This is a genomic window from Marinomonas sp. MED121 (assembly GCF_000153025.1).
Taxonomy (GTDB): domain Bacteria; phylum Pseudomonadota; class Gammaproteobacteria; order Pseudomonadales; family Marinomonadaceae; genus Marinomonas.
This window is the reverse complement of record NZ_CH672431.1, coordinates 92256-116163: the sequence shown is the minus strand read 5'-3', so window position 1 is coordinate 116163 and position 23908 is coordinate 92256. Positions and strand designations below refer to the sequence as shown.

Below are 23908 nucleotides of genomic sequence, written 5' to 3'. Positions count from 1 at the left end.
ACTGACTTTAAGATACTTTAGTTTTTGTGATGTAAACACAATATCTTTTATATTTTTTAATATAAATTCCTTTGCAATACTAATTTGGAATCGAATGATTTGTAACCTTTTCCAACACCTTGCTATTAGTAAACTTCCCTGAAATTGCTCTTTGGCCAAGGGATCTTGCCTTTCGAAAACTAATCATAGAGTGTTAAGAGTACTCACAAAAAAGGGTGCTTGTTGGCGCCCTTTTTCATGTTTTGAGTCAGTCTACCTATTGCTGAATTCGCTCGTTACTGGGTGAGATGCCAAAAAAGTCGCGATAACTCTTACTAAAATGGGGTGTGGTAGAAAAGCCGCAGGAAATACCCACATCGGTAATCGACATACTGGTTTGAGTCAGTAACCTATGGGCTTTATTGAGTCGAATTTTTAAATAATAGCGAGACGGTGTGTCTTTCAAATGCTTGTTAAAAAGGCGTTCTAATTGACGACGAGAGACATTGATATAGTCTGAGATTGAATCCAAATCTATCACTTCTTCGGTGTTGGCTTCCATCAAGCTCACGGCGTTAATTAGGGATTCATGGCTACTACCAAGCGACGCCTGTAGCGGGATTTTTTGGCGCTCATTTTCACTACGAATACGGTCCGCAAGAAAGACCTCACCTATCTGGGTACTCACGTCTCGACCAAAGTCATTACGAATAATATTGAGCATCATATCTAGCGCGGCGGTACCGCCAGCACAAGTGATACGCTTGTCATCAATTACAAATAAAGAGCTTTCGATATTCAGTGACGGATAAGCCTCACAGAACATCTCCATATGGTCCCATTGTATGGTGCAGCGAGACTGTTTAATCAGGTCTGCATGGGCCAATAAATAAGTGCCAGTGCAAAGGGAGCCTAGAGTGAGTTTTTGGTGTTTTTGCTCGATACGAGTGAGAAATTGAACCAGTTTAGGGTTAGCCTGTTTGACGACATTAATGCCTGCACACACAAAGATGGTATCAAACTGGTTAAAGCTGGAACTGAAGTCAAAATCGGCAGAAATACTAATACTGTCGCTGGCTTTTACCGGTGCGCCATTATGGGTGATTGTGTACCAAGAATAGGCTTTAAAGCCTAGTACTTGATTGGCCATACGCATGGCTTCTATGGCCGAGGTCATAGGCAATAGGGAGAAGTCTTCGACTAATACAAAGCCATAGGTAAAGGTCTTTGGCGGCGTTTGTGATTGCATTTGCATCGTTAATTTCTCCTTAGCAAATAAGTATTAGGCAAGGTGATCCAATTCAATGGCGCAATATTGTAGGATCAATAAAGGTATAAAACCCCGGTTCAATACGCAAAGGTATCGAAACGAGGTACAAGGTCAGCCCCTACCACCCTAAAAAAGATAGAGGCTGGTTTTTGTTTTAATAGAAGGCTCAGATTAAGCTGGGTTTTCTATTTTATTACTAGTGCTTTGTTGTGCTTGAGTATCTGTTTCACTTTCTTCTTCTGCAGTTTTACAGAACCAGCCTGTTTGCGCATAGAGAATGCCAATGACAGGTGATAACCAGCAGGCAAAAGCTAAAGGAATATAAAGAAGCGCTGAATAATCACCTCCCGCCACACTTAAACCTAGCGCTCCCATTACAAAAGCACCGCCAGCGTTCCAAGGAATCAAAGGTGAAACAAGTGTGCCACCTTCTTCAATAGCACGAGATAAGTTAAGACGGCTATAGCCTAGTTTGTTGTATTCTGGCCCATACATACGACCCGGCAATGCGATAGAAAGGTAAACATCACCTGATACCGCGTTAGTCGCAACCGAGGTCAAAATCGCGTTAGTTTGTAGACCTTTGAAACTCTTAGTCGTCCGCATAATGGCACCAACAACAGACTCAAGACAGCTAGTACGTTCTAATGCGCCACCAAAGGCGAGGGCAAACATCATTAAGGTTATCACCCAAGTCATGGAGGTCACACCTCCACGGTTCAATAGGCTATTTAATGAATCTGTACCTGTGTCTATCTTAAAGCCGCTATGAGCATAGGTCAGAATTTCATTGAAGTTGTAACCATAATTCGCCGCCGCGATAACGCCACCTAGAATAAAGCCCGCAAAAAGCGCTGGAATTGGCGAAACTTTAAAGAAGGCCAAAGTCATCACAACAACCAGAGGTAAGAGTGGTAAGAAGCCAATATCAAAGTTATCTGCCAAACCTTGTTTGAAGCTATTGATCTGCTCTAATTGAGATAGATCAGACACACTTGAACCACCCACAAAAAGATAGATCACAAAGGCGATAATCATGGAGGGAATGGTGGTCGGCATCATGTTTTTAATGTGATCAAACACATTGGTTTCAGTTACCGCAGCAGCCAAGTTAGTGGTATCTGAAAGTGGAGAGATTTTATCCCCAAAAAATGCACCAGAGACAACTGCGCCGGCTGTCCAGTAAACCGGAATGTCAAAGGCGGAACCTATACCGATAAGTGCCAAACCGACAGTACCGACAGTGGTCCAACTTGTTCCGATAGAGACAGAAACCACGGCGCATAAGAGCATACTGGCAGCTAAAAACCATTGTGGGTCAATTAGCTCAAGACCGTAATAGATCAGGGTAGGTACTGTACCACTGGCGATCCAGGTACTGACCAACATACCCACGACGATTAAGGTCGCAATTGAAGGCATGGCAACATGCAGTACATGAAAGGCACCGGATTCAATATCTTTCCAGCGAGAGCCTTGGGACCAGCCAACAATGGCGGTAATGGCAAAACCAATAGCAAGGGCAATATGAGGGGTGAAGTCATCATAGTAGAAGAGTTGAATGCCGAGTAAACCTATTGTGAGCACAATAGGAATTAGGGCAACGCCTAAACTGGGGGTTGTGACTGGGGTGGTAGTCTTTTGTTTCATAGGTAGCTTCCTATTTATTATTTTTAGAATACTTCAAGTCACTATTCTCAGCCTGTTCGAATAATGCGTGAGTGGCTTTATCTTACTCACTTACTTTTTAAACCAAGCTGTCATGCCGCCAAGATCTTTCGTAATCACGACAGGCTTAAAACTATTTGCGACAAATAATGGGTTAAGAAGGCGTAGGAGCTTTGCAATGATAGGAGGCGTTTGGGGTAGATGATTGCTTTATTGCTTTGACAAGCTGTCGGCGGCTTGGATAAACAGCCGACAAGTTAAAGCTACTTGTGAAATGAAAGTTTAATTTGATCTTATATTTATCCTTGCTTGTCGATTTTTACCTATGAATCTTTACCTATCCAATAAAGCGGCCATTTGGCATCTGCTTTAGCATTGTTGATCACAGCTGCCACACCTACCAAGATAATACTGCCTAATAAAACCGGTAATAATAGAAAATCAAAACCTGCACTGCCTGCCATTAAAATCACCAAAGGGTTTGCCCCAGCGGGTGGATGCACTGCTCGAAAAAATTGCATGGCTGCAATGGCGGTTGCCACCGCGAATGCCATCACAATAGGGCCTTGGCCAAAAAAGTAGAGAGCAACTAAGCCCACTAAAGCGCTGATAAAGTGACCCCCTATGACATTTCTAGGTTGTGCAAAGGGCGCTGCAGCCGCAGTAAATAGAATGACACAGGTCGCGCCAAAGGGTGCCATAAGCAGAGGGTAGCCAGACCAATTTGTAAGTAAGGCTAGGCTTAATATACCCACAAAACCACCGATAAAACCTGTCGCAATGGCTTTTGCATCTGGCTTTGGAACTAGCTTGCCACCCCCTGAGAATCTACCCATCTTTGCACCTCACCGTGTGTGCTTTGAATAAGCACACTAACAATTATTTTTAAGATCTGTATGCTATGGTACAGATCTGTACTACATCTAACTGTACAGGTCTGTACCATTTTATCAAGACTTAAAAGAGTTAGCTGAAAACCTGAGCAAGCCCTAGGGAAAAACATGAGCACCAAACACGATATTTTAGATTGCGCCGAATCCTTATTTAATCAGCAGGGTTATACGGCGGTGGGGGTTGATCTGATTCGAGACACAGCTGGCGTTTCTAAAACTACGATTTACCGTCACTTTGGTGGTAAAGATGGCTTGATAGAAGCGGTACTAGAGAGACGTCATCTACGCTTTGAAGAGGGATTGTTTGCTAAAGTAAATGCGGCTAATCAAGCCATGTTAGATACAAAATTAGATGCTAAAATGGCCAGCTTTCAACGCTTATCAGCCATTTTAGATTGGCATTATGCTTGGTTTATGTCGGATCATTTTCAGGGCTGTATGTTTATGCACGCCCTTTCTGAGTTCAAACAAAATAACAGAAAAATCAGCCAAATAGCCTTAGATCATAAAGCTTGGTTAGGTCAGTTAATACAGGATGCCTTGGATAAAACACTGACAGACATAGAGGAAAAAGCAGAGATGCTACTCACCTTTATTGAAGGCCTGATTATACGAGCTGAATTCGCTCAAGATGAGATGGCAAAGCTAGTGGCAAAGCGCCCCCAACATGAGGCGCTTATCTTATCCCTATTGGCTTAATCAAACTGATAAAGGCGCTTGGGGTTATCTACTAAAATTTGATTGCGTAGGCTTTCATCAGGCACCCATTGCATGAGTTCGTTTAACAAATCTGTGGTGTTTGGCATGGCTTTATCGAAGTGAGGATGAGGCCAGTCTGAACCCCAAACACATTGCTTGGTATTGGCATTAACCAGTGCTTGGGCAAAAGGGGTGACATCGCTAAAAGGGGTGCAAGCTTGGGTGCTGGTACGATAAGCGCCTGAGAGTTTTACCCAAACTCGGCCTTCTTCTAATAGGCTTAATAAGTCTTGAAAAGCAGGGTGATCTAGCCCCAAACTTGTGTTCATATGCCCCATGTGATCTATCACCACAGGCACGGGGAGTTGGCGTATCTTGTCGGCGAAACCATCAAAATTCGCGATATCAATTAAGAACTGTAGATGCCAGTTGCGCTTGGCGAGGCGCTCGGCTAAATGGCACACATCGTCCCATTCTATCCCACCTTTAAAGAGTAGGTTCATGCGCACACCCACATGGCCAGATAAGGCAAGTTCGTCTAACGCCTCATCACTGATATTGGCATCGACAACGGCAATGCCCTTGTAGTCTTTATCTAGCTTACGTAAGTAATTTAGTGTGTCGGTTTGTAGGCTGTTATCTGTGCCATACACACTAGGTTGTACTAATACACCATGGCTAATGGATAATTGCTTATGCATATGTAAGTAAGCACCTACTGGCGCATCAGGCGGTGTATAGCTTCTGTTTTCTGTGTAGTCGTATTTATCTAGTGGACCAAAGACATGGGCGTGACAATCAATAGCACCCAGAGGTAGATCAAAATCTGGTTTGGTAATAAAAGGGTCAGGGGCATCACATAAAGGCGGTGTGAATTGAGTATTTTGATTGTCAGTCTCTTTCATTTTAACGATCACCTTAAAGGTTATGCTTAAGGCCATTTTAGGCTTAATGTGGCGATAAGCATCTAATAAAAAACAGGGCCTTTTTCTGAGAGCATTAAGCCAACAGAAAGAGACCCTTAAAAAGCAAGAGGATGTGATGAGCGTTTAGTGCTGCTCAGCAATCCAGTTAGCTATGTGAGTTGAGAACTCAATGAATCTTTCGTCTTCATCAAGCATCCACTCAGTGTGTCCGCCATTCGCTAGCAAGAACAAAGATTTAGGGCCTGGGTAAGCCGCATAAAGTGATTTTGCTTCTGTCACTGGATGCAGGTCGTTTTCAGCACCATGAGCGATCAATAATGGAATGTTTGAGAAACGCTCGTCTAGGTTAGCTTCTGGGTTAAAGCTAATCAGAGAGTCAGCGAAATCAAAATCAGATGTCACACCATAGCCAGGTGCTTTAACAAGTTCTGTGAACACGTATTCACGGCTTACTGGATCAAGTGGGTAAATTTCAAAAGGATCTATGCCTTTCTTCTCGCCACCTTTCGCTAGGCGTAGACGTTCTTCGGCCATGAAGGCTTTGAATGCTTTCCAACCGTGCTCGCCACGTAGGGCTTTCTGTACACGCACTGAATTGAAAAAGCCGTTCATTGAAACTAGGCCGTCAATTTGACCTTCACAGATACGTAGCGCATCTAAAATTAGGCCGCCAGCCATGCCCCAACCCGCAACAAAAACCTTACGATTTTCAGCTTGGGCACGTTCAGAAACGATAGCAACGGCATTGGCAATATCACGAACTTGTTCTTCTAAAATAACGCGCTCACGTTCGCCTTGTGAATCGCCAAAACCACGATAATCAAAACCAAAAACAGTGAAACCTTTTTTAGTCCAAGCACGGGCATAACGCTCTGGGTGGATGTTTTTTTGGCCAGTAAAGCCAGAGCAAACGATCACAATTGGCAGTGCTGGATTGTTATTTGATTCGTCAGTAAAGAAGGCGCCATCTAGGACAAGACCATCGCTGTGAAAAGAAACTTTTTGTTCGATCATGAAGTAAAACTCCCAAGTTTTAAATAGTGTAAATAAGGACAGATAGAGCCTTCACTAACAGGTAAAAAGAAGCGAATGCAGCCAGACTGTGATTAGTATGATGGCGAAAAAAACTTGCAATAAATGAAAATAATGCGACATTATTGGTGATAAATACGACTTAATGTCGATGTTTTTACTTTAATTATGGTTTTTTGAATTGATTATTCATGGGTGAATTTATGCTAGAGAAAAGCAGTAAAAGTATTGAGCATTTTGGATTTTTTTTAGTGCCAGATTTTTCCATGATATCCCTCGCTGCTGTGGTCGATCCTCTGCGTATGGCAAACCGAATTAGTGGACAAACACTCTATTCCTGGGACTTTTATTGCCATCAAAATGAAACGGTTTTTGCCAGTAATGGTTTACCCGTCGCACCCACACGACAGCAAGATGATGTGACTGACTTAGACACACTTTTTGTGGTCGCAGGCATAGGCGCACAAGAAGCAAATGATGCGGCTTTGTTTAGTTGGTTAAGAGGCTTAAAACGCCAAAAAGTGAATTTAGGCTCGACTTCAACAGGCAGTCTTTTGCTTGCTCAAGCAGGGATTCTTAAACAACAAAAATGCACCATACATTGGGAGAATAAAGAAAGCCTTTCTGAGCAGTTTCCTGACTTACAGGTAACAGGTGAACTTTATGAAATAGACCGAGATGTGATGACCTGTTCTGGCGGATTAGCTGGGCTAGATTTGATGCTACAGCTGATTGCTTTAAAGCATGGGGAAACACTGGCAAAAGATGTGGCTGAGCAATGTATTCACCCAGCGATTCGACCTGCTTATGAAAAACAAAGAATGGACTTACAGTTACGTCATCATGCCCATCACCCTAGATTGTTAAAAGCCTTAGAGCTGATGCGCAGCAATATTGAAGAGGTGCTGACATGCCAAGAAATTGGCGACTTAGTTGGCTTGTCTGTACGCCAGATGGAGCGCTTATTTAAAACCTTTTTATCTAGTACGCCTGCCAATCATTATTTGCAATTACGTTTAGAGCGAGCTCGCCATTTGGTGCTGCAATCAAATCTATCCATGTTACAAATTAGCACCGCCTGTGGTTTTAGCTCCACGTCTTACTTCTCACGCTGTTATCGCAAACAATTCAATTGCACCCCAAGAGAAGAGCGGCTCAGTTTAAGCCAAGGAACCTTCTAATAAGGAATAGGTCTCATTTTCAACGCTTGGCATGATTAATCCGCTCAGCGTTATTCATAATGTTTCTAATGAGACTATGATTAATAAAAGAGGGGAGATTAAATGCAAAACGATAAACGTCATACGATAAAGTTATTGGGTGCAGGTGTTTTTGTTTCAGCCTTTGGCGGCACCTTGTCCGGCTGCTTATCCGGCAACTTAGGCGCCTCTTCCTCTCATCCTCCTCAATCCCTTAATGAACCCAAAATCATTAAAAGTAGAAACTGGCTATCGGGGAAAACGTCTTTAATCACGGCAAATTACCCTAGCGATAGCATTTTCAAACAAGATGCTGCCTGTCAGGTATCTTTGTTTCCACGTAATACCGAAGGGCCGTGTTATTTCTCTACCACCACAGGGGAAGATATCTCCACAGGGCTAAGTGGGCTACCTATGATGTATTGTTTTCAAATCATAGATCAAGACTGCAACCCTGTATCCGACTATGAGGTTGAAATATGGCATTGCGATAATCGAGGCATTTATTCGGCTGATACCTCAAATAGCCTAGATAGTCGTCGTTTCTCAGTGGGCTTTTGTAGTAACGGTGATGAGGCCGCGATGAAAAGCACCTGGTATCGCGGTGTGCTGAAAACTGATGTGATGGGGCGAGTTAACTTTAAATCGACTTTCCCCGGTTGGTACCCAGGTCGCACGGCCCATGTTCATTTCAAGGTTAAAAAAGGGAATAAAACCTCTGTTACCTCACAGTTATGCTTTACGGATTTGCTATGCCAAGAGATATACAACCAAGAAGAGCACTATAAAAGCAGAGGTAGCCAAGATACGAGCATACTTACGGATGGCTTCTTTGCGGATGCAGAAACCTTCCGTTTTGGTATGAAACAGAATGCTGATGGCAGTTTATTAGCCTTTAAACAAATACAAATCTCTGCTTAATCCTGACGGCTATTTTTAAGGTGCTTGAGTACAGCTTGTAAAGGGTGAAGCAGGGCTTTTTGATCAAAGCGTTTCACCTGACTACGACAAGAATAGCCTGTTGCCACAATGCGATCTTGTAAGGTTTCATCATTTATCTTGTCTTTCCAAGACAGCTCATAAATATCTTTTGAGGTTTGAAGGTTCGCTGTTTCATGACCATAAGTGCCTGCCATACCACAACAACCGACATTCTCAACTTTTAAGTCTAAACCCAACAAAGAGAAGACCTTAACCCAGTCTTGGATAGAGGCTGCGGCATTGGTTTTTTCCGTACAGTGAGCCAACAAGTGATAGCTTTCATCTTCAAGCGCAAAAGATCCTTTTAGTTGAGAAGAGCTAAGATTAAGGGAAGAAAGGTGCTCACTTTGTTCTGCTAACCATTCTTGTAGCAAGTTCACGGTTGGAATTTCGCGTTTATCGCCAATGACTTTTGGATATTCTGAGCGGAAGCTTAACGTCATGGATGGATCGACCCCCACAAATGGAATTTTATAAGCCGCTAACTCTTCTAACATGTCTAGGTTTTTATTCGCCGCTTTTTCAAACGCCTTAAAAAAACCATGTACATGAAGAGGCTTACCGTTAGGTTTATAAGGTGCTAAGAAGGCCTGGAAGCCTAAACGTGTCAGTAGCTCCATGGTGTCCAATACCAGTTGAGTCTCAAAATAACTGGTAAAAGCATCTTGAACTATGATGACGGCCTTGCCTTTCCCAAAGGAGTGTCTTTTATCTAAGCCAATCGACTTGAGATTGTTAGGCGTCGCGAAGCGAATGCCACGCTTATCCATCTCTTTTTTGATATTGAGCTTAGACAGGGTCGGGCTATCTGTGATGCCTAAATAGTTAGCGCTGAAGCGGTTGATCCAAGCTTGCTCCATCATCCAATTATAAGGATTAGGGTATTTGGCTAAGGTCGGCATAATATATTCCATCGAGCCCACCACATAATCTTTTACGGGGCGCAAATAGCGAGAGTAATAGATCTCTAGGAACTTGGCTCTAAACTCAGGCACATCGACCTTAATTGGGCATTGGCCTACGCAAGATTTACAAGCGAGACAGCCCATCATGGACTCATGTACTTTGTTGGAGAAATCATAGTCACCACGACGCTTTTTCAAAGTGTTACTCAGACGAGGGAAGAAGCTTGCTATAAAAGGCGTGTCTTTTATCTTGTCACTGACAGCTTGAGTGTCGAGACCTTGTTCGCTCATGCCACGTAACCATTCACGCATCAAAGAGGCACGACCTTTGGGTGAGTGAATACGTTCGCGCGTCCCTTTGTAAGAAGGGCACATGGCATCATTTGGATCAAAGTTATAACAAGCCCCATTACCATTACAGTACATGCCGGCTTGAAATTGATCACGATTAACCAGAGGAATCTGACGATCGAACTGGCCTCTCATCGGTACTTCATCGATCTTTAATAGTTCAACACGCTCTTTTTTCGAGAGGTCGAATGGGGTGGCGATTTTGCCTGGGTTTAGCTGGTTGTGCGGATCAAACGCGCCTTTTACCTGTTGAATCACAGGGTAAAGTTCACCAAAGAATTCGGTCGCGTATTCAGAACGAACCCCTTTGCCGTGCTCACCCCATAAAAGACCGTCATATTTCTGGGTAAGGGCAACCACTTTATCTGTGATGTCACGAATCAGGCCTTCGTTCTTTTCATCCTTCATATCGATAGCAGGACGTACATGTAAAACCCCGGCATCCACATGGCCAAACATGCCATAACTTAAATCATGGGTGTCGAGTACGGCACGAAACTCCATAATGAAGTCAGCTAAGTTTTCGGGCGGTACTGCTGTATCTTCAACAAAGGGAATCGGGCGACCTTCGCCTTTGGCATTACCTAAAAGGCCAACTGACTTTTTGCGCATGGCCCAGATTTTTTTCACATTCTCATGACCTTGGGCCAAGGTGTAGCCCAGTATCTTGCTATTAGGTTCTGTGAGTGCGGCATCTAATAAATCCGTCAGGACTTTAATTCGATTGTCTACTTCAGTTTGGTCGTTACCTGTGTACTCAACTAAGTTCACACCCTGAAGCTCTTTACCTGCATTACCTCCGCTTTCATCAGGGAAGAAATCAGCGACTGAGTGCCAAATAATGTCGTCTTTGGCAAGGCCAAGTACACGGGAGTCTACGGTTTCAATCGAAGTCGGTGCGGCGTTTAGTAGATCCTTAGCGTGACGTAACGAGCCTTCAAAACTGTCATAACGAATGTTGACCAAGGTAGCAAAGGTTGGGATTTTAAGTAGGTTAACCTTGGCTTCTACAATAAAAAACTTAAGGTGCCTTCTGAGCCACAAAGTACCGAGTTTAGGTTGAAGGCTTTATTCTCATCACGTATGTGGGCTAAATCATAACCTGTAAGGCAACGGTTTAATTCAGGGAAAATCTCATCGATTTTAGCTTGGTTGTGGTTAAAGGCATCATCAACCACACGGTGAATATGGCCCGCATAATCTTCACGTTGTTTTTCTTCAGCCAGCGTCTCATCAGAAATAGGACCAGAGCTAATAAGCGTACCATCAAGTAATACGGTATCAAGCGAAAGGACATGATCACGGGTTTTGCCGTACATGACAGAGCCTTGACCACTGGCATCCGTGTTAATCATGCCGCCTATGGTTGCACGGTTACTGGTGGAGAGTTCTGGCGCAAAGAAAAGTCCATGTTCTTTTACTGCTGCATTTAACTGATCTTTTACCACCCCAGTTTGAACTCTGGCCCAGCCTTCTTCGGCGTTAATTTCAAGCACCTGATTCATGTGCTTGGATAAATCCACAATCAAGCCATCGGTTAATGACTGACCGTTAGTGCCCGTACCACCACCTCTTGGGCTTAAGACAATGGATTGAAATTCTTCAAGGTGGGCAAGGCGAGTCAGTAATTGAATATCAGCCACAGACTTGGGATAAATAACCCCTTGAGGGAGTACTTGATAAATGGAGTTGTCTGTGGATAACACCACGCGGTTAGCATAGTCAGGGTTAGTCTCACCAGCAAAGCCATCGGCGTTTAGGCGCTCAATAAAACTTAGATAGAGAGACTGGACAGGCGTGATATTAGACAACTTAGGGATCATAATTCGACTCTAAATGAAGAATAAGAGGTGATGAGAAGCCATGTCTTGGCTCCGTATTGCTTCATACAGAGCCAAGACAATAGACGCTTAGTTAACTCTGAGTAAGCTTAGGAATTGCTTTAATTGCTTGTGATCAAGGGCGGCCATATTGTCACACATGCTAAAGATAAGAGACTGCTGATCAGAGCTAAGTCGAGTGCTTGAAAGTCTGAAAAACTTCTCTTTTATCTCTTGGTCCGTGAGTGGGTTTTCTGGGTTACCTTTGGCAATTGAGCCTGGGGACGTTAGCCTTGTTCCATTTTTTAAGGTGATGATGGCATGGGCCCAACGCTCTGCGGGGAACACAGCGTTATAGTCATCACTCTCACTGATTTGTACCTTTTCACTCAAGGCAATTCGCTCTGGGCTAAAGAGACCAAGGTCAGTTTCGCTAATGGATTCTGGGCTAACCTCGTTATCCATAATGGCTGAAGCAACCGAGAAGGGCAGGCTGTATTGGGCTTGCTCTGTGGTACTGGGATTAGTCACATGCAGGCGTTTAGCCTGATGGAAGGAGACGATTTCTATGCTTTCAACTTGGGTGTGATCTAAAGGCGTTTCTGCTTGGATTGCACGTATTGCTTCTACTGCAGGCTGTGCCCAACGACACACAGGATAAGCCTTAAAATATTGCTCTTCTATGTACCAGCGACGGCCAAGGTCTTGCCATATTTCGGTCACAGCGTGTGCTTGTTCTGGTGAGTTTGAGAGGGTATCCGCATCTAAGGTGATTGCTGGTGCGCCAGTGAAGTTTGCCTTGGCTAAGAGGCTACTTGTTATTCCGGCTAATGCGCCCCAACCAGACCCATCTTTGACCATGGTTGGGTAATCAATACAGCGCATCATTTGGCTTCTTGGACCATGAAACTCAGCAATTCCTAAGGCTTCACGGGTTTGGTGTTGATCCAGCTTTAGTAATCTGGCGCTCACCGCAGCGACCCCAATACTGTTCCAAGCCCCAGAGGTGTGATAATCCAGCGCAGTGGCATGCAGGGCGATACCCGCACGGGTTGCCACTTCATAGCCTATTACCAAACAGGTGATCAGTTCCTTGCCATCAAGGGGTTGGCCTTTTTCGATCGAGTCAGCAATGAGCGCCAGCAAAGGCGGCAAGATAGCCACACCCACATGACCTTTGGTTAAGACTTGGCCGTCATGGGCATCGATACTGTCAATTAAGCTAGCGCCAAAGAGGCTAGCGCCACTAACACTGGCACTTTTATCAGAAAACAGTAGGGGTACAGAGCCTGCCATTTGATCACTGACAAAGGCTTCCATGATTTTGGCCAGCTTGGTGTCATGGCCTGCTGCTGCAACCCCAAGTAAATCAATCAAGCAATCACTGGCTTGTTTAATAAGAGGCTGACTTAGGTCTTCGAATCTTAAGGTATGGATGAACTGATTAATCTGTTCCATAGGAATACACTTTTAAATCTTTCAGTTTGATTGAGGTTTTATGAGCTACTTTTTTTGAGCTATTTTTTTGAGCTATGGCTTCGAGGTTAAGGTTGGATCATCTTGAGCCAGTTATCTATTTCTCGCATACGCATCTTAGGCGCAAGATCTGAAGGCTTGATTCCCAAAGCAGCGACTGATTCGCTTTCACTGTCTTGTGCCACCTTGTTTAGATGCTCAGCAAGTTCTGGATCGGTATTAAACAAGCCTTCTCCTGCGACGAGTTCGGCAATACGTTCTGGGCTTAACTCTGGGTGATATTGCATGCCCCAAAATTGAATGCCGTCTCTTTCATAGACAAAGGCTTGCACGGGAGAGTGTTGATTCCCTGCTGTGAGTATGGCGCCAGCTGGCAATTTAGATACTTCATCCCTATGGACACAGCTACAGGCATAGTCATCTTCGCGGCCTTGATGAATCGGGTGTTTGGCCCCCGCATCAGTCAGCTTAATATTTTTCGCCATGCCTAATTCTCTCCCGTTAGGAGAGCTCGCTACTTCGCCACCTAGTACCACAGCTCCGAGCTGCATGCCGTTGCAAGAACCTAAGGTAGGAATGCCATTGGCAAAGACTTTTTCCATGGTCTCTCTTAAGGGCGCGGCTTCTGGTTCATCCACCGACCAGTTAACGCTAGAGCCGGTAAAAACCACCCCATCATATTGATCAAGAGAAAGCTTGGTGAGATCTGAATCAGCATGATAAGGCTGGAAAAAATCTATGCTCAAGTCTGGTTGGCAAGCCAGTAATGCAGCCGAGTAAGATTGTGAATCACTCAGTTGGCCAGCTTGCGCCATTTTCTCTAATAACTCAGGGCTATTGCCTTCGATGATAAGAAGGTGTGTCATAAAAAGAACTCCGTTTTCGCGCTTATCTTATTAAACGCGAGCTTTGGCAGAGTGTGGTTAAACCTCTGCATTAGCCTATAAAGCCTGGCTAATGCAGAGCTCTTTTTCTTTCTTTTTTAGCGTTTCGCTAAAGATTTCTTTAGTGCGCTCTTTATCACTGATAAAAGCGCTTATTGAATGCCAACACCTGCTAAGAACTCTTTCGCAGTTTGTTCAATCGGCATACGTAGCACATCAACACGCGCGTTTAGATCACGCATAATGTTGTCATCAATCATGCCAGAAAGCTTATTTAGAAGGCCTTCTAAGGCAGGGTTAGCCGCTAGGGTATCAGCACGAATAACTGGCGTTAGGGCATAGTTAGGGAAGTAGTTTTTATCATCCGCTAAGGTCACAAAGTTAAAGGCTTGGATACGGCCGTCTGTGGCAAATACCAAGGCAATATCTACCTGCTCTTCTTTTAGTGCCGTGTAGGTAAGGCCAGAGTCCATACGTTTGATGTCTTTACGTTTCATCTTAAAACCATAGGCTTTTTGCAGTGGTTTAAAACCGTCATCACGGGCATAGAATTCAGCGTTTACCGCAATCTGTAAATCCGCATCACTGTTTACCGCATCAGCAAGATCGCTCAAGCTTTGAATACCGGCTTTGTTGGCATCGGCTTTACGCATGGCTAGGGCATAAGTATTGTTAGCAGACGAGGCGTTTAACCAAACCAGACCTTTTTTCGCGTCTAGTTCTTTTACCTTTTGATAAACCTCATTAGGGTTTAACTTGCCTTTGAACTTGTTGTAGTTCAACAAAGAGGTACCTGTGTATTCCCAGTAAAGATCCACTTGACCATTTTCCTGTGCTTTACGCAGCACAGTACTGCCCATGCCGGCACGCTTTTCCACATCAAATCCTTTGATTTCTAAGTATTGGGTGGTGATCTCTGTGAGAAGTTGTTGCTCGGTAAAGTTTTTACCACCGATGACAATCTCAGATGCGTTAATCGAGCTTGCAGCCAAAACAGGCAGCGCTAGGGTTAGGGCAAGTTTTTTTACGATTTTCAACATGGACTCTATCCTCGTTTGTTTTTTTGTTGTTTTACTTTTCTTAATTGATAAGTGTGAGGCGGCTACTTAATCGAAATGGCTAAAAGAACTCTCTAATAGAAATCTCTAATAGAAATGACTAATAACCATGCTCTAATGGCAGCGCCTAGTGACTAACGTCTTAAGGGATTCACTCCTCTTGGTACGAGTAAAAAGGCGATGGCTGCAACCAGCACATCGACAAGTACAGCCAGCATGGCAACCGGTATGGCGCCTGCTAACATCATGAAGGGTTCATCTAGGTCGATACCGGTAAAGATAAGCTCACCTAGGCCACCACCACCGATCAAGAAAGCCAATGGTGCTGTACCCACATTGATTGCCAAGGCGGTACGAATACCGGCAAAGATGACAAACAAAGCGTTGGGTATCTCAACCTTGATGAGCATTTGCCCAGCTGTCATACCTATGCCAGCTGCGGCTTCTTTAAGGTGTGCAGGGACTTCGTTTAAACCGATATAAGTGTTGCGCACTATGGGCAATAAAGAGGCGATACACAGACCAAAAATGGCGGGCAGTGTGCCTATCCCTAAAAAGCTCATGGCCAAGGCAAGAATGGCCAATGTCGGAATGGTGGTACCAATATTGAGCAATTGCATGGCAGATTCTGCCACCTTGGCAAACCTCGGGCGGCTTAAAATAATGCCGATAGGAATGGCCAAGGCAATCGCAATCACGCCAGAGATCAAGACCATTTCGATATGCTGACCGATAAGGTAAACCACATCTTCTTGATACTCCCAAAGTTCTTCGAAAATCGCATTGGCTTCAAATACCGAGCCAAGCCAAAAGGCGATCAAGATGCCAAAGAAGTAGCCGTATCTTTTAAACGAGAGCTGTTTCATCGCTGCCTGTTTCATGTGAGACACCTCTTAGGCTTTGATCGCAGTGGCAAGGTCATCACCCAGAGGGGCTTGCTCTGCGCTGGCTTGGTAACCATCACGACGATAAGTCGCACCTAGATAGTGAGTAATGCCTCTTTGAGTAATCTGCCCAACCATGCGGCCTTCTTTGTCGACACAGGGCATCCAAGTGATGTCATGGGTAAACATTTTTGATGCAACTTTTCTTAAATCATCATCAATGCTGATAATGGATTTAAGGCCAAGATAGTGCTCGCCACATTGTCCTTGTCTTGTTTGAGTTGCTTCTTTGCTGACAAAACCAATAGGTTGTTTCGCCTTATTCACCAGCGTGATGGCATGGTAATAACCACAGGCTTCCATCTTGTTAAAAGCATCACTCAAACTGTCGGCTTGTGACACATAAATAGGCGGCTCCATCACTTGCTCAACGTTAACTAGACGTAAGCGTTTTAGAGCTCTGTCATCACCCACAAAGTTTTTCACAAAGTCGTCTTTCGGGTGAGCCAAAATATCATCGGGAGTATCGTATTGGATCAGCTCACCGTCTTTGAAAATAGCGATACGGTTCGACATTTTCACCGCTTCATCTATGTCGTGGCTCACAAACATGATGGTTTTGTTCAAGACTTTTTGCATCTTCAAAAACTCGTCTTGAATCACCTCTCGGTTGATCGGGTCGATAGCGCCAAAGGGCTCGTCCATTAGCATAACTGGCGGATCAGCGGCCAAAGCGCGGGCAACACCGATACGTTGTTGTTGGCCGCCGGACAGCTCTTTTGGATAACGTTTTAGGAAAACGGACGGATCCAGTGCCACCATGTCTAAAAGCTCAGCGGCACGCTTTTTATAGCGGCTCGCTTCCCAACCTAAAAGCTTAGGGACGATGGCGATGTTCTCTTCGATCGTCATATTAGGGAAGAGGCCAATTTGTTGGATGACATAACCTATGTTGCGACGCAGGCTCACAGTGTCTAAGCCAGTCGTGTCTTCACCATTGATGTAAACCTTGCCTGATGTGGGCGGCACGATACGGTTGATCATCTTAAGTGTGGTGGTTTTACCGCAACCAGAAGGGCCAAGCAGGACACAGATTTCCCCTTCAGGGACTTCCATTTGAATATTGTTCGCGGCGGTTACTGGGCCGTTGGGTGTGTCAAATATCTTGGTTAAATTATCTATTTTTATCATTTTATTTAATCTCAATAAGCGATGAAGTCAGGGATTAGGCTTGGGCACTCTCTCTTGGTGTCAGCTTCTTCTGTAAAAACATGAGGGAGTAATCAGCGATAATCGCCAACACACTAACGGCGATAGCACCGGCAATAAGTTGTCTTGGGTCACTCTGTGATATGCCACGGCTAATCAATACGCCTAGACCGCCAGCACCGATATAAGAAGCAATGGCCATAACCCCTATGTTCATCACCACAGCGATACGAATACCCGCCATAATGACCGGCGTCGCTAAGGGGATTTCGACCATTCTTAAACGCTGCATAGGGTTCATACCGATACCGCGAGCGGCTTCTCTCAAGGCAGGATCAACATTGTTTATCGCCGTATAGGTATTGCGAATAATAGGGAGCTGTGAATAAAGCAGAACCGCAATCACAGCAGGCAGGTAGCCTATCCCTTGGCCGATAACGGACAATATTGGGATCATCAAACCGAACAAGGCAATAGATGGAATCGTGATTATGATGGAAGCAATATAGAGGACTATATTGGCCATTTTTTCATTTTGAGTGATGGCGATACCGATAGGTACACCCGTGACAGTAGCCAGTCCCACTGCGACAGCGACCAAGGAAATATGCTCAATCGTTAACTTAAGCAGTAGTTCTTGGTTTTGAAATAGAAAATTAATTATTTCCATGCTCTTCCTCAGAATAACTAGCGATCGTTATATAAGACTGAAACCCGTTCAGTCATAACCAGATTAGGGGAATTAACCGCCATTTTTTAAAACTAATACGACATTTTTGATGAAAAAAGCGACATCAGTTTTACGAGGCGCACATAATACCTAAGTTAAACTTAGTTGCTAGTTTTCACTTGAGAGGGAAGAGTAAGAGCGGGTGGTTGGGGATGTTGAGTGGTCTAGAGGCAACTAATAATGCAGGAACGGTGAATTAGGGTTGTGAGTGGATATACCGCTAGCTTTTAAAATTGATAAGGTATGAATAAGACTGAAATACTTTGTTATTGTGTAAGCTTTAAAACTATGTAGAATCAATTAGTTACATTGGTTGTGCGAAGTAGTTGTGCTATTAAGTGTAAGTAGGAATCAAGAACAGTATCATTAAAATGCTAGCTTTCAAGGAGTAGGTGTGAAAGAAATAGATAAAAAATATAGTGATCTTGCAAGGGCGGATCTTTTTGATGATCTTATCGGTTGCAAGTTGGAGGGTGACATCAGTATAAGTATTGAAAAGTCAGAAATTTTAAATGCCTTTAATTACTCTGGTGATATTCTCAGAGGTAATTTTGGTGGTGATCTCTGCTATCAAATTGCAGAAACAGTCTTTGAAACTTGTATTCGCCTTACAAGGTGCTTATTTTATCCAGTTGAAGCTAGAACTATTGTATTGCAAGGAAACGAATACTCTATAAATGCGGAGCAACAGCTTAAAGTTTTGAGGACAAATCTAAATATGCTGAAGAAACTGGAAAGCTAGCAAATACAGCCATTTTGATGCTTTCAGCCTCTCAATGGCTATAAGCATGATCTAATGCAATGATATTCTGCAAAATAGTTTTAAATTTAGAGAAAGCTCCCTTCTCATCATAAAAACGCTTAAAAATGAACGAAGTGAACTTTATTCAGGTGATTCTATGTTTAATCTTTTTTAGAATGGCTGTCTCGAATTTCTGCTATTTAGCAAAGCATAAGGGAATGTATGGGTTTAGCTGAAGCTTTGATTAGTATTCCCCAGTCTGAAAGAGGTGGTGAGATTGCACAACGAGGGTTTGATTATCAAACTTGTTGGGCGTTATCTCAAATGCTGGAATATGAACTGGATGGTAAGAATTATGTGTTTATCTTTGAATATCATGATGATGTTCTTATTCTAGATGATGAAGCTATTCCCCAAAAACTTACTTTTGCACAGATAAAAACTAGAGAGTCACATTGGACTGCATCCTCTCTTAGTAGCAGTACTAAAGCAAAGCCTGTCTCGATCGTTGGCAAGCTATTTATTCATCAAAGGAACTTCTCTGATTATTCACCTGAGCTTATGTTCGTAACAAATGCTTCATTTAATTTGTGTGAGCAAAATGGAGGAAAGTCTTCATTTAATGCGAATGAAATAAAGGATGAGTATCAGATTAGTTTTAAGCAAGCGTTGAGAGATCAAGTAAAGCTTGATGATGCTCGTATTGATCTTTCTGTGATGAATTTTGTTCAATCCTCACTAAGCTTAGAGGATCATATTACGCACTTAAAAGGTAAGTTATGTGATTTTCTGAGTAAGAAATTTGGCGATAGCTCTAGCTTGAGTATTAATGTATTAGTTTCATTACTTGAGCGAGAGTGTCGAGAAAAATCTAAGGTAAAGTCAGCAGATATTATTGATTTTACGGACCTGATTTCTCGAAAAGGTTTCTCATCCTTAGCATTTAATGGTGTTCTTGATTCGTTGAATGCCAGTAACAGTATGAGGCCTGATTGGGAAATGGCTAAAGCTTTATTCAGTGATCTTGGTAAAACATCTATTCAGCTTATCCCTTTAAAAGCAGCGTTTTTACAAGTCTGTATTGACCTTAATCGAAATACAAAGAACCCATCGATTGTATATCTTGAGTATGCAGTGAGTCTCTATGACGAGGTAAAGCTTAGCTCGGATTTAAAATTATATGTAGCTGAAATCATGCAAAAAATTGATGAACTTAGTCCGGATTATACATTGGCTCTAAAGTTAGGAAAGAAAGAATGTATCGTTGTTTACTCAATAATTAAGACGTTATTAGAAGGAGGTGAGATATGAAAAGGATTTACTTTAAAAGTGTTCATATATTGTCACTTCGCGATAAGAAAGGGTTCTTTTTCGAGTTCTCATCAGGCATAAATATAATTACAGGTGAAAACGATACTGGTAAGTCTAGTTTTATTAAGAGTCTTTATCACACATTAGGGGCGGATGTGCGTTTGGACAAAAAATGGAAGGATGATAACTTTATTTCAAAAGTGATTATTTGTGTTAATAAACGTGATTATGCTTTTATTCGCCATGAAAAACGTATTTCTATTTTCGATATAACAGAAAAACAAAAGCTCTTAGTTAGTTCTATTTCACGAACAGATATTTCTATAACTATAAGAGATATTTTTGATTTCAATTTAGAGCTTGTTACTAAGAGTAACTTGTCTCAAGGGCAAGCACAGCCAGCAAGCCTTTTTCTTCCTTTCTATATTGATCAGGATAGTGGCTGGGGAAAGATTCTAGATTCATTCAGCAGTTTAGCAATGTACAAAGATTGGCAGAAAAATATCTTAAACTTCCATGCAGGTGTAAAGCCAAAGGAATATTATAAACTTCAAGGAAAGATCAATTTACTTGATATCGACCTAGAAGAAATTAGAAACACTTTAAAAGCTCTAGAAGCAGCCAAGAAGCGTTTTGAAGAATCATTTGGAAGAGTACTTTTTGATGTCGATGTTGAATATTATGAAGAGCTTTTAGAGCGTTTCCTTCGAAAGTGTCAAGACTTACATCAAGAAGAAACAGAATACAGAGTTAGGCTAATTGAAGCTTTATCTCTACGTGATGAATTAGTAACAGAGATAGAAGAATCAAAAAGACAGCTTGAAGAAAATAGCATCGATACTTTATCTTCCTCGGGAGATTTAGATGCCAAATATGCGGTGCTTGAGAATAGAGATAAGTTATTGCAAATAATCCCTGAAATGTATGAACAAAAGTCAGTATATGACGAGAGTATTACCGGCATCAAAGATGATTTGAAAAATGCTCAAAGGTTAAGTTCTGAGCTTAAAGGTATGCTTCAGGAAGTCAAAGAGCAACTGACTCTTCAAGATGTTATTAAATCTCAAGCAAGTAAACAAGTTGAGCTCACTTTTGATGAGCAGATTAATGAACTACTTCAAGAAATAGGTAAGTTAGATGTTGCTAGAACCAAGCTAGCGGAAGAAATTGCAGAGTTTGATAATAAAAAGCGAACCAAGCAAATTAATGAAAAATTCAAAGAGTCGTTGAAGTTAGCGCAAACTGAGTTAGGTATTAAAGACCCCAAAGTTGGTACTATTCTTCAATATGGTCCTATCTCTAAGAGTGAAACAGGTAGTCGTGCTCCAAGAGCTATATTGGCTTATCACTATGCTCTTCTTAAGACGATAGAGGATAAGTCGACAAATCCAATGCTTCCTGTGGTAATTGATTCACCGAAACAGCAAGACCCTGATCCAAATACAGCAAAAAAAATTCTCGACTTATGTATTGACGGTCTTTCAAATAATAACCAACTCATTATCGGTTCAGCTGCATTTTTGAGAACTACTGATGAACTTAAAATACTGACTATGACTGAAAAATATAGTTTGTTAAAAGAGGGTCTTTATGAGGAAGTTTACCAACAAATTATGCCTTTATACCAACAGGCTGCATTATTTTAAATATAGCTCTATCGATTCACACTTTTACTGTTCACATTTATCTTAGGTTCTATAGAGTAAGTAGGGGTATAAAAACCACCTACCTAAACCATTCTGGGTTTAATAAAAACTAAACCGTGGCGTGAATTTCTGCGACAAAGTCATAACAATCACCCGGGAACCAAGAGCGAGTAAACTCGACCGGTGTACCTTCGGCGTTAACCCCAGTTCGTTCGATGTAAAGGGCGGCATCATGGGGGTTGATTTCGAGTAGCTGAGCCCGTTGTTCATCTATGCTGATGGCGCGTAAGCGTTGGAATGCACGGGTCGGGCGGCAGTTTTGCTGTTGTAGCAAGTCGTATAAAGAGCCTTCCATCGCAAAAGGATTAAGTATGTAGCGGCTTGGAATGGTGGCTAGCTCTAACCCCATAGGTTTACCGTCGGCGATACGAAGGCGGTAAAAGCGAACCACTTCTTCATTATCATCTAATTTTAGAGCTTGGCATTCTTCTGGCTGAGGCATTCCAAGGGATCTATCAATCCATTTGGTCGAAATGCTTTTGCCTCTGTCTTTCATAATTTCGGTAAAGCTACGCAGATGATTTAACGGCTGCTCGACGCGATCGCTAACAAAGGTGCCTGCCCCTTGTCTTTGGGTGAGCACGTCTTCTTTAACGAGCTCATCTATGGCGCGTCTTACGGTTACACGTGAAACATCTAGGTATTTTGCTAGGTCCCGTTCAGGAGGGAGCGCATCACCTGGGTGTACTCTGGCTTCTTGAATCGATGATTGAATCACCTTCTTCAATTGCATATACAGGGGGACACCTGTCTTTTTTAAGTCATCTCCAAGGCCGAAAAGTAAATTTACGCGATGTTGACTCATACTCTGACTTCCTAAACGGGTTACTAACAGTGGTTTGTCCTTAACACTTTGCTAAGGGATGACCATTTTTCTTTTTAACGCTTATGCTTTGTTTAGCCTTGGCAAGGCCATACCTGCTTTATCAAACAAGTAGGTATCTGCGGCGGCGACGGCAAAACGAATACTGTCTCCAGCTTGATATTGGCAATCGCCATCTAGCTTAATGACAATATCTGATTCAGCATTCTGACCTGTATTCACATAGACATAAGCAAGCTCACCTAGGTTTTCGACGAGTGAGACGCTACCTTGGAATTGGTTTTCTTCATCTGTGGCTAATACAAAATGTTCTGGTCGCACGCCTAATTCCACCTTGTCGGCGAGTTTCAGCGTTTGGCCGTCGATAGCGGCACGAATTGTCGGGCCGGATTCTAACATAAGTTGTACAGAATCTGATTCAATTGATGTGACCTGAGCCGAGATAAAGTTCATCTTAGGGGAGCCAATAAAGCCTGCGACAAACTGAGTTTTAGGATGATGATAGAGTGAAAGAGGTGTGCCAGCTTGCTCTATACGTCCTTGATTCATCACGACTATTTTATCGCCCAAGGTCATGGCTTCGACCTGATCATGGGTGACATAGACGATAGTGGCGTTAAGTTCTTGATGCAGTTTACCCAGCTCAACTCGGGTTTTAACCCTTAATGAGGCATCAAGGTTAGACAGAGGTTCATCAAATAAAAACACCTTAGGATCACGCACTATGGCACGGCCAATGGCAACCCTTTGTCTTTGGCCACCGGACAACTCCCTTGGGAGTCGCTCTAGTAGGTGATCGATTTTTAGTTTCTTGGCGGCTTCTTCTACCTTTAGTTTGACGGCTTGTTTATCTTGTCCGGCAATCTTGAGACCAAAGGCCATGTTTTTATACACGCTCATATGCGGATAAAGCGCATAAGATTGGAATACCATGGCGATGCCACGCTGGGCTGGGGATTGATGATTCACCCTTTGCCCATCGATATGCAGGTCGCCTTCTGTAATTTCTTCCAAGCCAGAAAGTAGGCGTAATAGGGTGGATTTACCACAGCCAGATTCACCTATGAGTACCACGAATTCGCCGTCTTTAATGTCTAGATCTATGCCGTGTAGTACTTGCACATCACCAAATCGTTTTTGAATATTATCGAGTTTTACACTTGCCATGAGTTAGTCTCCAACGGTCAAAGTTAAAATGAAAAAGCGTGCGTTATTTGACCGCTCCGCTGGTTAAGCCGCGGATTAGCTGTCGAGAAAAAATGGTATAGAGCACGAGCACAGGCACTATGGCCATAGTGAGTGCAGATAATACTGAGTTCCAATCTGTCACGTATTGGCCTACAAACTGTTGTACCCCTAGGG

Annotated in this window: 19 protein-coding genes and 1 pseudogene; 6 read left to right on the top strand and 14 right to left on the bottom strand. The window is 43.0% G+C overall.

All coding sequences use genetic code 11. The features are described 5' to 3' along the window. Positions 1–256: 256 nt before the first annotated feature. The 3 genes from MED121_RS12105 to MED121_RS12095 form a co-directional block, all read right to left on the bottom strand. On the bottom strand, positions 257–1234 hold the full coding sequence (locus tag MED121_RS12105; RefSeq protein WP_009833989.1) for a GlxA family transcriptional regulator: 978 nt from the start codon (positions 1232–1234) through the stop codon (positions 257–259). Positions 1235–1420: 186 nt separating this feature from the next. Continuing rightward, a complete protein-coding gene (nhaC, locus tag MED121_RS12100) occupies positions 1421–2899 on the bottom strand; it encodes a Na+/H+ antiporter NhaC (protein ID WP_009833988.1) in 1479 nt (492 codons plus the stop codon). A 341-nt stretch (positions 2900–3240) separates the two neighbouring features. Continuing rightward, on the bottom strand, positions 3241–3753 hold the full coding sequence (locus MED121_RS12095) for an HPP family protein (RefSeq protein WP_009833987.1): 513 nt from the start codon (positions 3751–3753) through the stop codon (positions 3241–3243). 165 nt (positions 3754–3918) lie between these two features. On the opposite strand from MED121_RS12095, the gene MED121_RS12090 reads away from it, so the two are divergent. Beyond that, a complete protein-coding gene (locus tag MED121_RS12090; protein ID WP_009833986.1) occupies positions 3919–4509 on the top strand; it encodes a TetR/AcrR family transcriptional regulator in 591 nt (196 codons plus the stop codon). Here the strand turns inward: MED121_RS12090 and MED121_RS12085 are convergent. After that, the gene (locus MED121_RS12085; RefSeq protein ID WP_036180412.1) at positions 4506–5414 is read right to left on the bottom strand and encodes an amidohydrolase family protein; all 909 of its coding nucleotides are present in this window, start codon (positions 5412–5414) and stop codon (positions 4506–4508) included. The two genes, MED121_RS12090 and MED121_RS12085, sit on opposite strands and share 4 nt — an antisense overlap. A 144-nt stretch (positions 5415–5558) precedes the next feature. Then, on the bottom strand, positions 5559–6449 hold the full coding sequence (locus MED121_RS12080) for an alpha/beta hydrolase (protein WP_009833984.1): 891 nt from the start codon (positions 6447–6449) through the stop codon (positions 5559–5561). A gap of 221 nt (positions 6450–6670) precedes the next feature. Between MED121_RS12080 and MED121_RS12075 the strand changes: the two genes are divergently transcribed. After that, positions 6671–7648: a GlxA family transcriptional regulator gene (locus tag MED121_RS12075; protein WP_036180624.1), complete on the top strand. Its 978-nt coding sequence runs from the start codon at positions 6671–6673 to the stop codon at positions 7646–7648. 102 nt (positions 7649–7750) lie between these two features. Beyond that, positions 7751–8587, top strand: coding sequence for a twin-arginine translocation pathway signal (locus MED121_RS12070; protein WP_009833982.1), 837 nt, complete (start codon positions 7751–7753; stop codon positions 8585–8587). Here the strand turns inward: MED121_RS12070 and MED121_RS12065 are convergent. From MED121_RS12065 to MED121_RS12035, 7 genes and pseudogenes are all read right to left on the bottom strand, one after another. Beyond that, positions 8584–11726: pseudogene (locus MED121_RS12065) on the bottom strand (FAD-binding and (Fe-S)-binding domain-containing protein). The gene MED121_RS12070 and the pseudogene MED121_RS12065 overlap by 4 nt on opposite strands. Positions 11727–11813: 87 nt before the next feature. Beyond that, positions 11814–13181 (bottom strand): MmgE/PrpD family protein, encoded by a 1368-nt coding sequence (locus tag MED121_RS12060; RefSeq protein WP_009833979.1) that lies wholly within the window; start codon positions 13179–13181, stop codon positions 11814–11816. An 86-nt stretch (positions 13182–13267) separates the two neighbouring features. Then, positions 13268–14065, bottom strand: a complete 798-nt coding sequence (locus MED121_RS12055; RefSeq protein WP_009833978.1) for a type 1 glutamine amidotransferase — start codon at positions 14063–14065, stop codon at positions 13268–13270. A 170-nt stretch (positions 14066–14235) separates the two neighbouring features. Further along, positions 14236–15123 carry a glycine betaine ABC transporter substrate-binding protein gene (locus MED121_RS12050; protein WP_009833977.1) on the bottom strand — a complete coding sequence of 296 codons (888 nt, stop codon included), beginning with the start codon at positions 15121–15123 and terminating at the stop codon, positions 14236–14238. Positions 15124–15275: 152 nt separating this feature from the next. Then, on the bottom strand, positions 15276–16022 hold the full coding sequence (locus tag MED121_RS12045) for an ABC transporter permease (RefSeq protein WP_009833976.1): 747 nt from the start codon (positions 16020–16022) through the stop codon (positions 15276–15278). A 12-nt stretch (positions 16023–16034) separates the two neighbouring features. After that, positions 16035–17216, bottom strand: coding sequence for an ABC transporter ATP-binding protein (locus MED121_RS12040; protein WP_009833975.1), 1182 nt, complete (start codon positions 17214–17216; stop codon positions 16035–16037). Positions 17217–17250: 34 nt separating this feature from the next. After that, positions 17251–17904 (bottom strand): ABC transporter permease, encoded by a 654-nt coding sequence (locus MED121_RS12035; protein WP_009833974.1) that lies wholly within the window; start codon positions 17902–17904, stop codon positions 17251–17253. Positions 17905–18358: 454 nt separating this feature from the next. On the opposite strand from MED121_RS12035, the gene MED121_RS12030 reads away from it, so the two are divergent. The 3 genes from MED121_RS12030 to MED121_RS12020 all read left to right on the top strand — a co-directional run bounded on the left by MED121_RS12030 (position 18359) and on the right by MED121_RS12020 (position 21663). Continuing rightward, a complete protein-coding gene (locus MED121_RS12030; RefSeq protein WP_009833973.1) occupies positions 18359–18706 on the top strand; it encodes a hypothetical protein in 348 nt (115 codons plus the stop codon). A gap of 222 nt (positions 18707–18928) precedes the next feature. Beyond that, positions 18929–20017, top strand: a complete 1089-nt coding sequence (locus MED121_RS12025) for a DUF4297 domain-containing protein (protein WP_009833972.1) — start codon at positions 18929–18931, stop codon at positions 20015–20017. After that, entirely contained in the window at positions 20014–21663 is a 1650-nt protein-coding gene (locus tag MED121_RS12020; protein ID WP_009833971.1) for an ATP-binding protein, read from the top strand. The genes MED121_RS12025 and MED121_RS12020 overlap by 4 nt, the downstream gene beginning before the upstream one ends. A gap of 109 nt (positions 21664–21772) precedes the next feature. Here MED121_RS12020 and MED121_RS12015 read toward each other — a convergent pair whose 3' ends face one another. Both MED121_RS12015 and ugpC read right to left on the bottom strand, forming a co-directional pair. After that, positions 21773–22528 carry a GntR family transcriptional regulator gene (locus tag MED121_RS12015; protein ID WP_009833970.1) on the bottom strand — a complete coding sequence of 252 codons (756 nt, stop codon included), beginning with the start codon at positions 22526–22528 and terminating at the stop codon, positions 21773–21775. An 81-nt stretch (positions 22529–22609) separates the two neighbouring features. After that, on the bottom strand, positions 22610–23713 hold the full coding sequence (ugpC, locus tag MED121_RS12010; RefSeq protein WP_009833969.1) for a sn-glycerol-3-phosphate ABC transporter ATP-binding protein UgpC: 1104 nt from the start codon (positions 23711–23713) through the stop codon (positions 22610–22612). Positions 23714–23908: the final 195 nt, after the last annotated feature.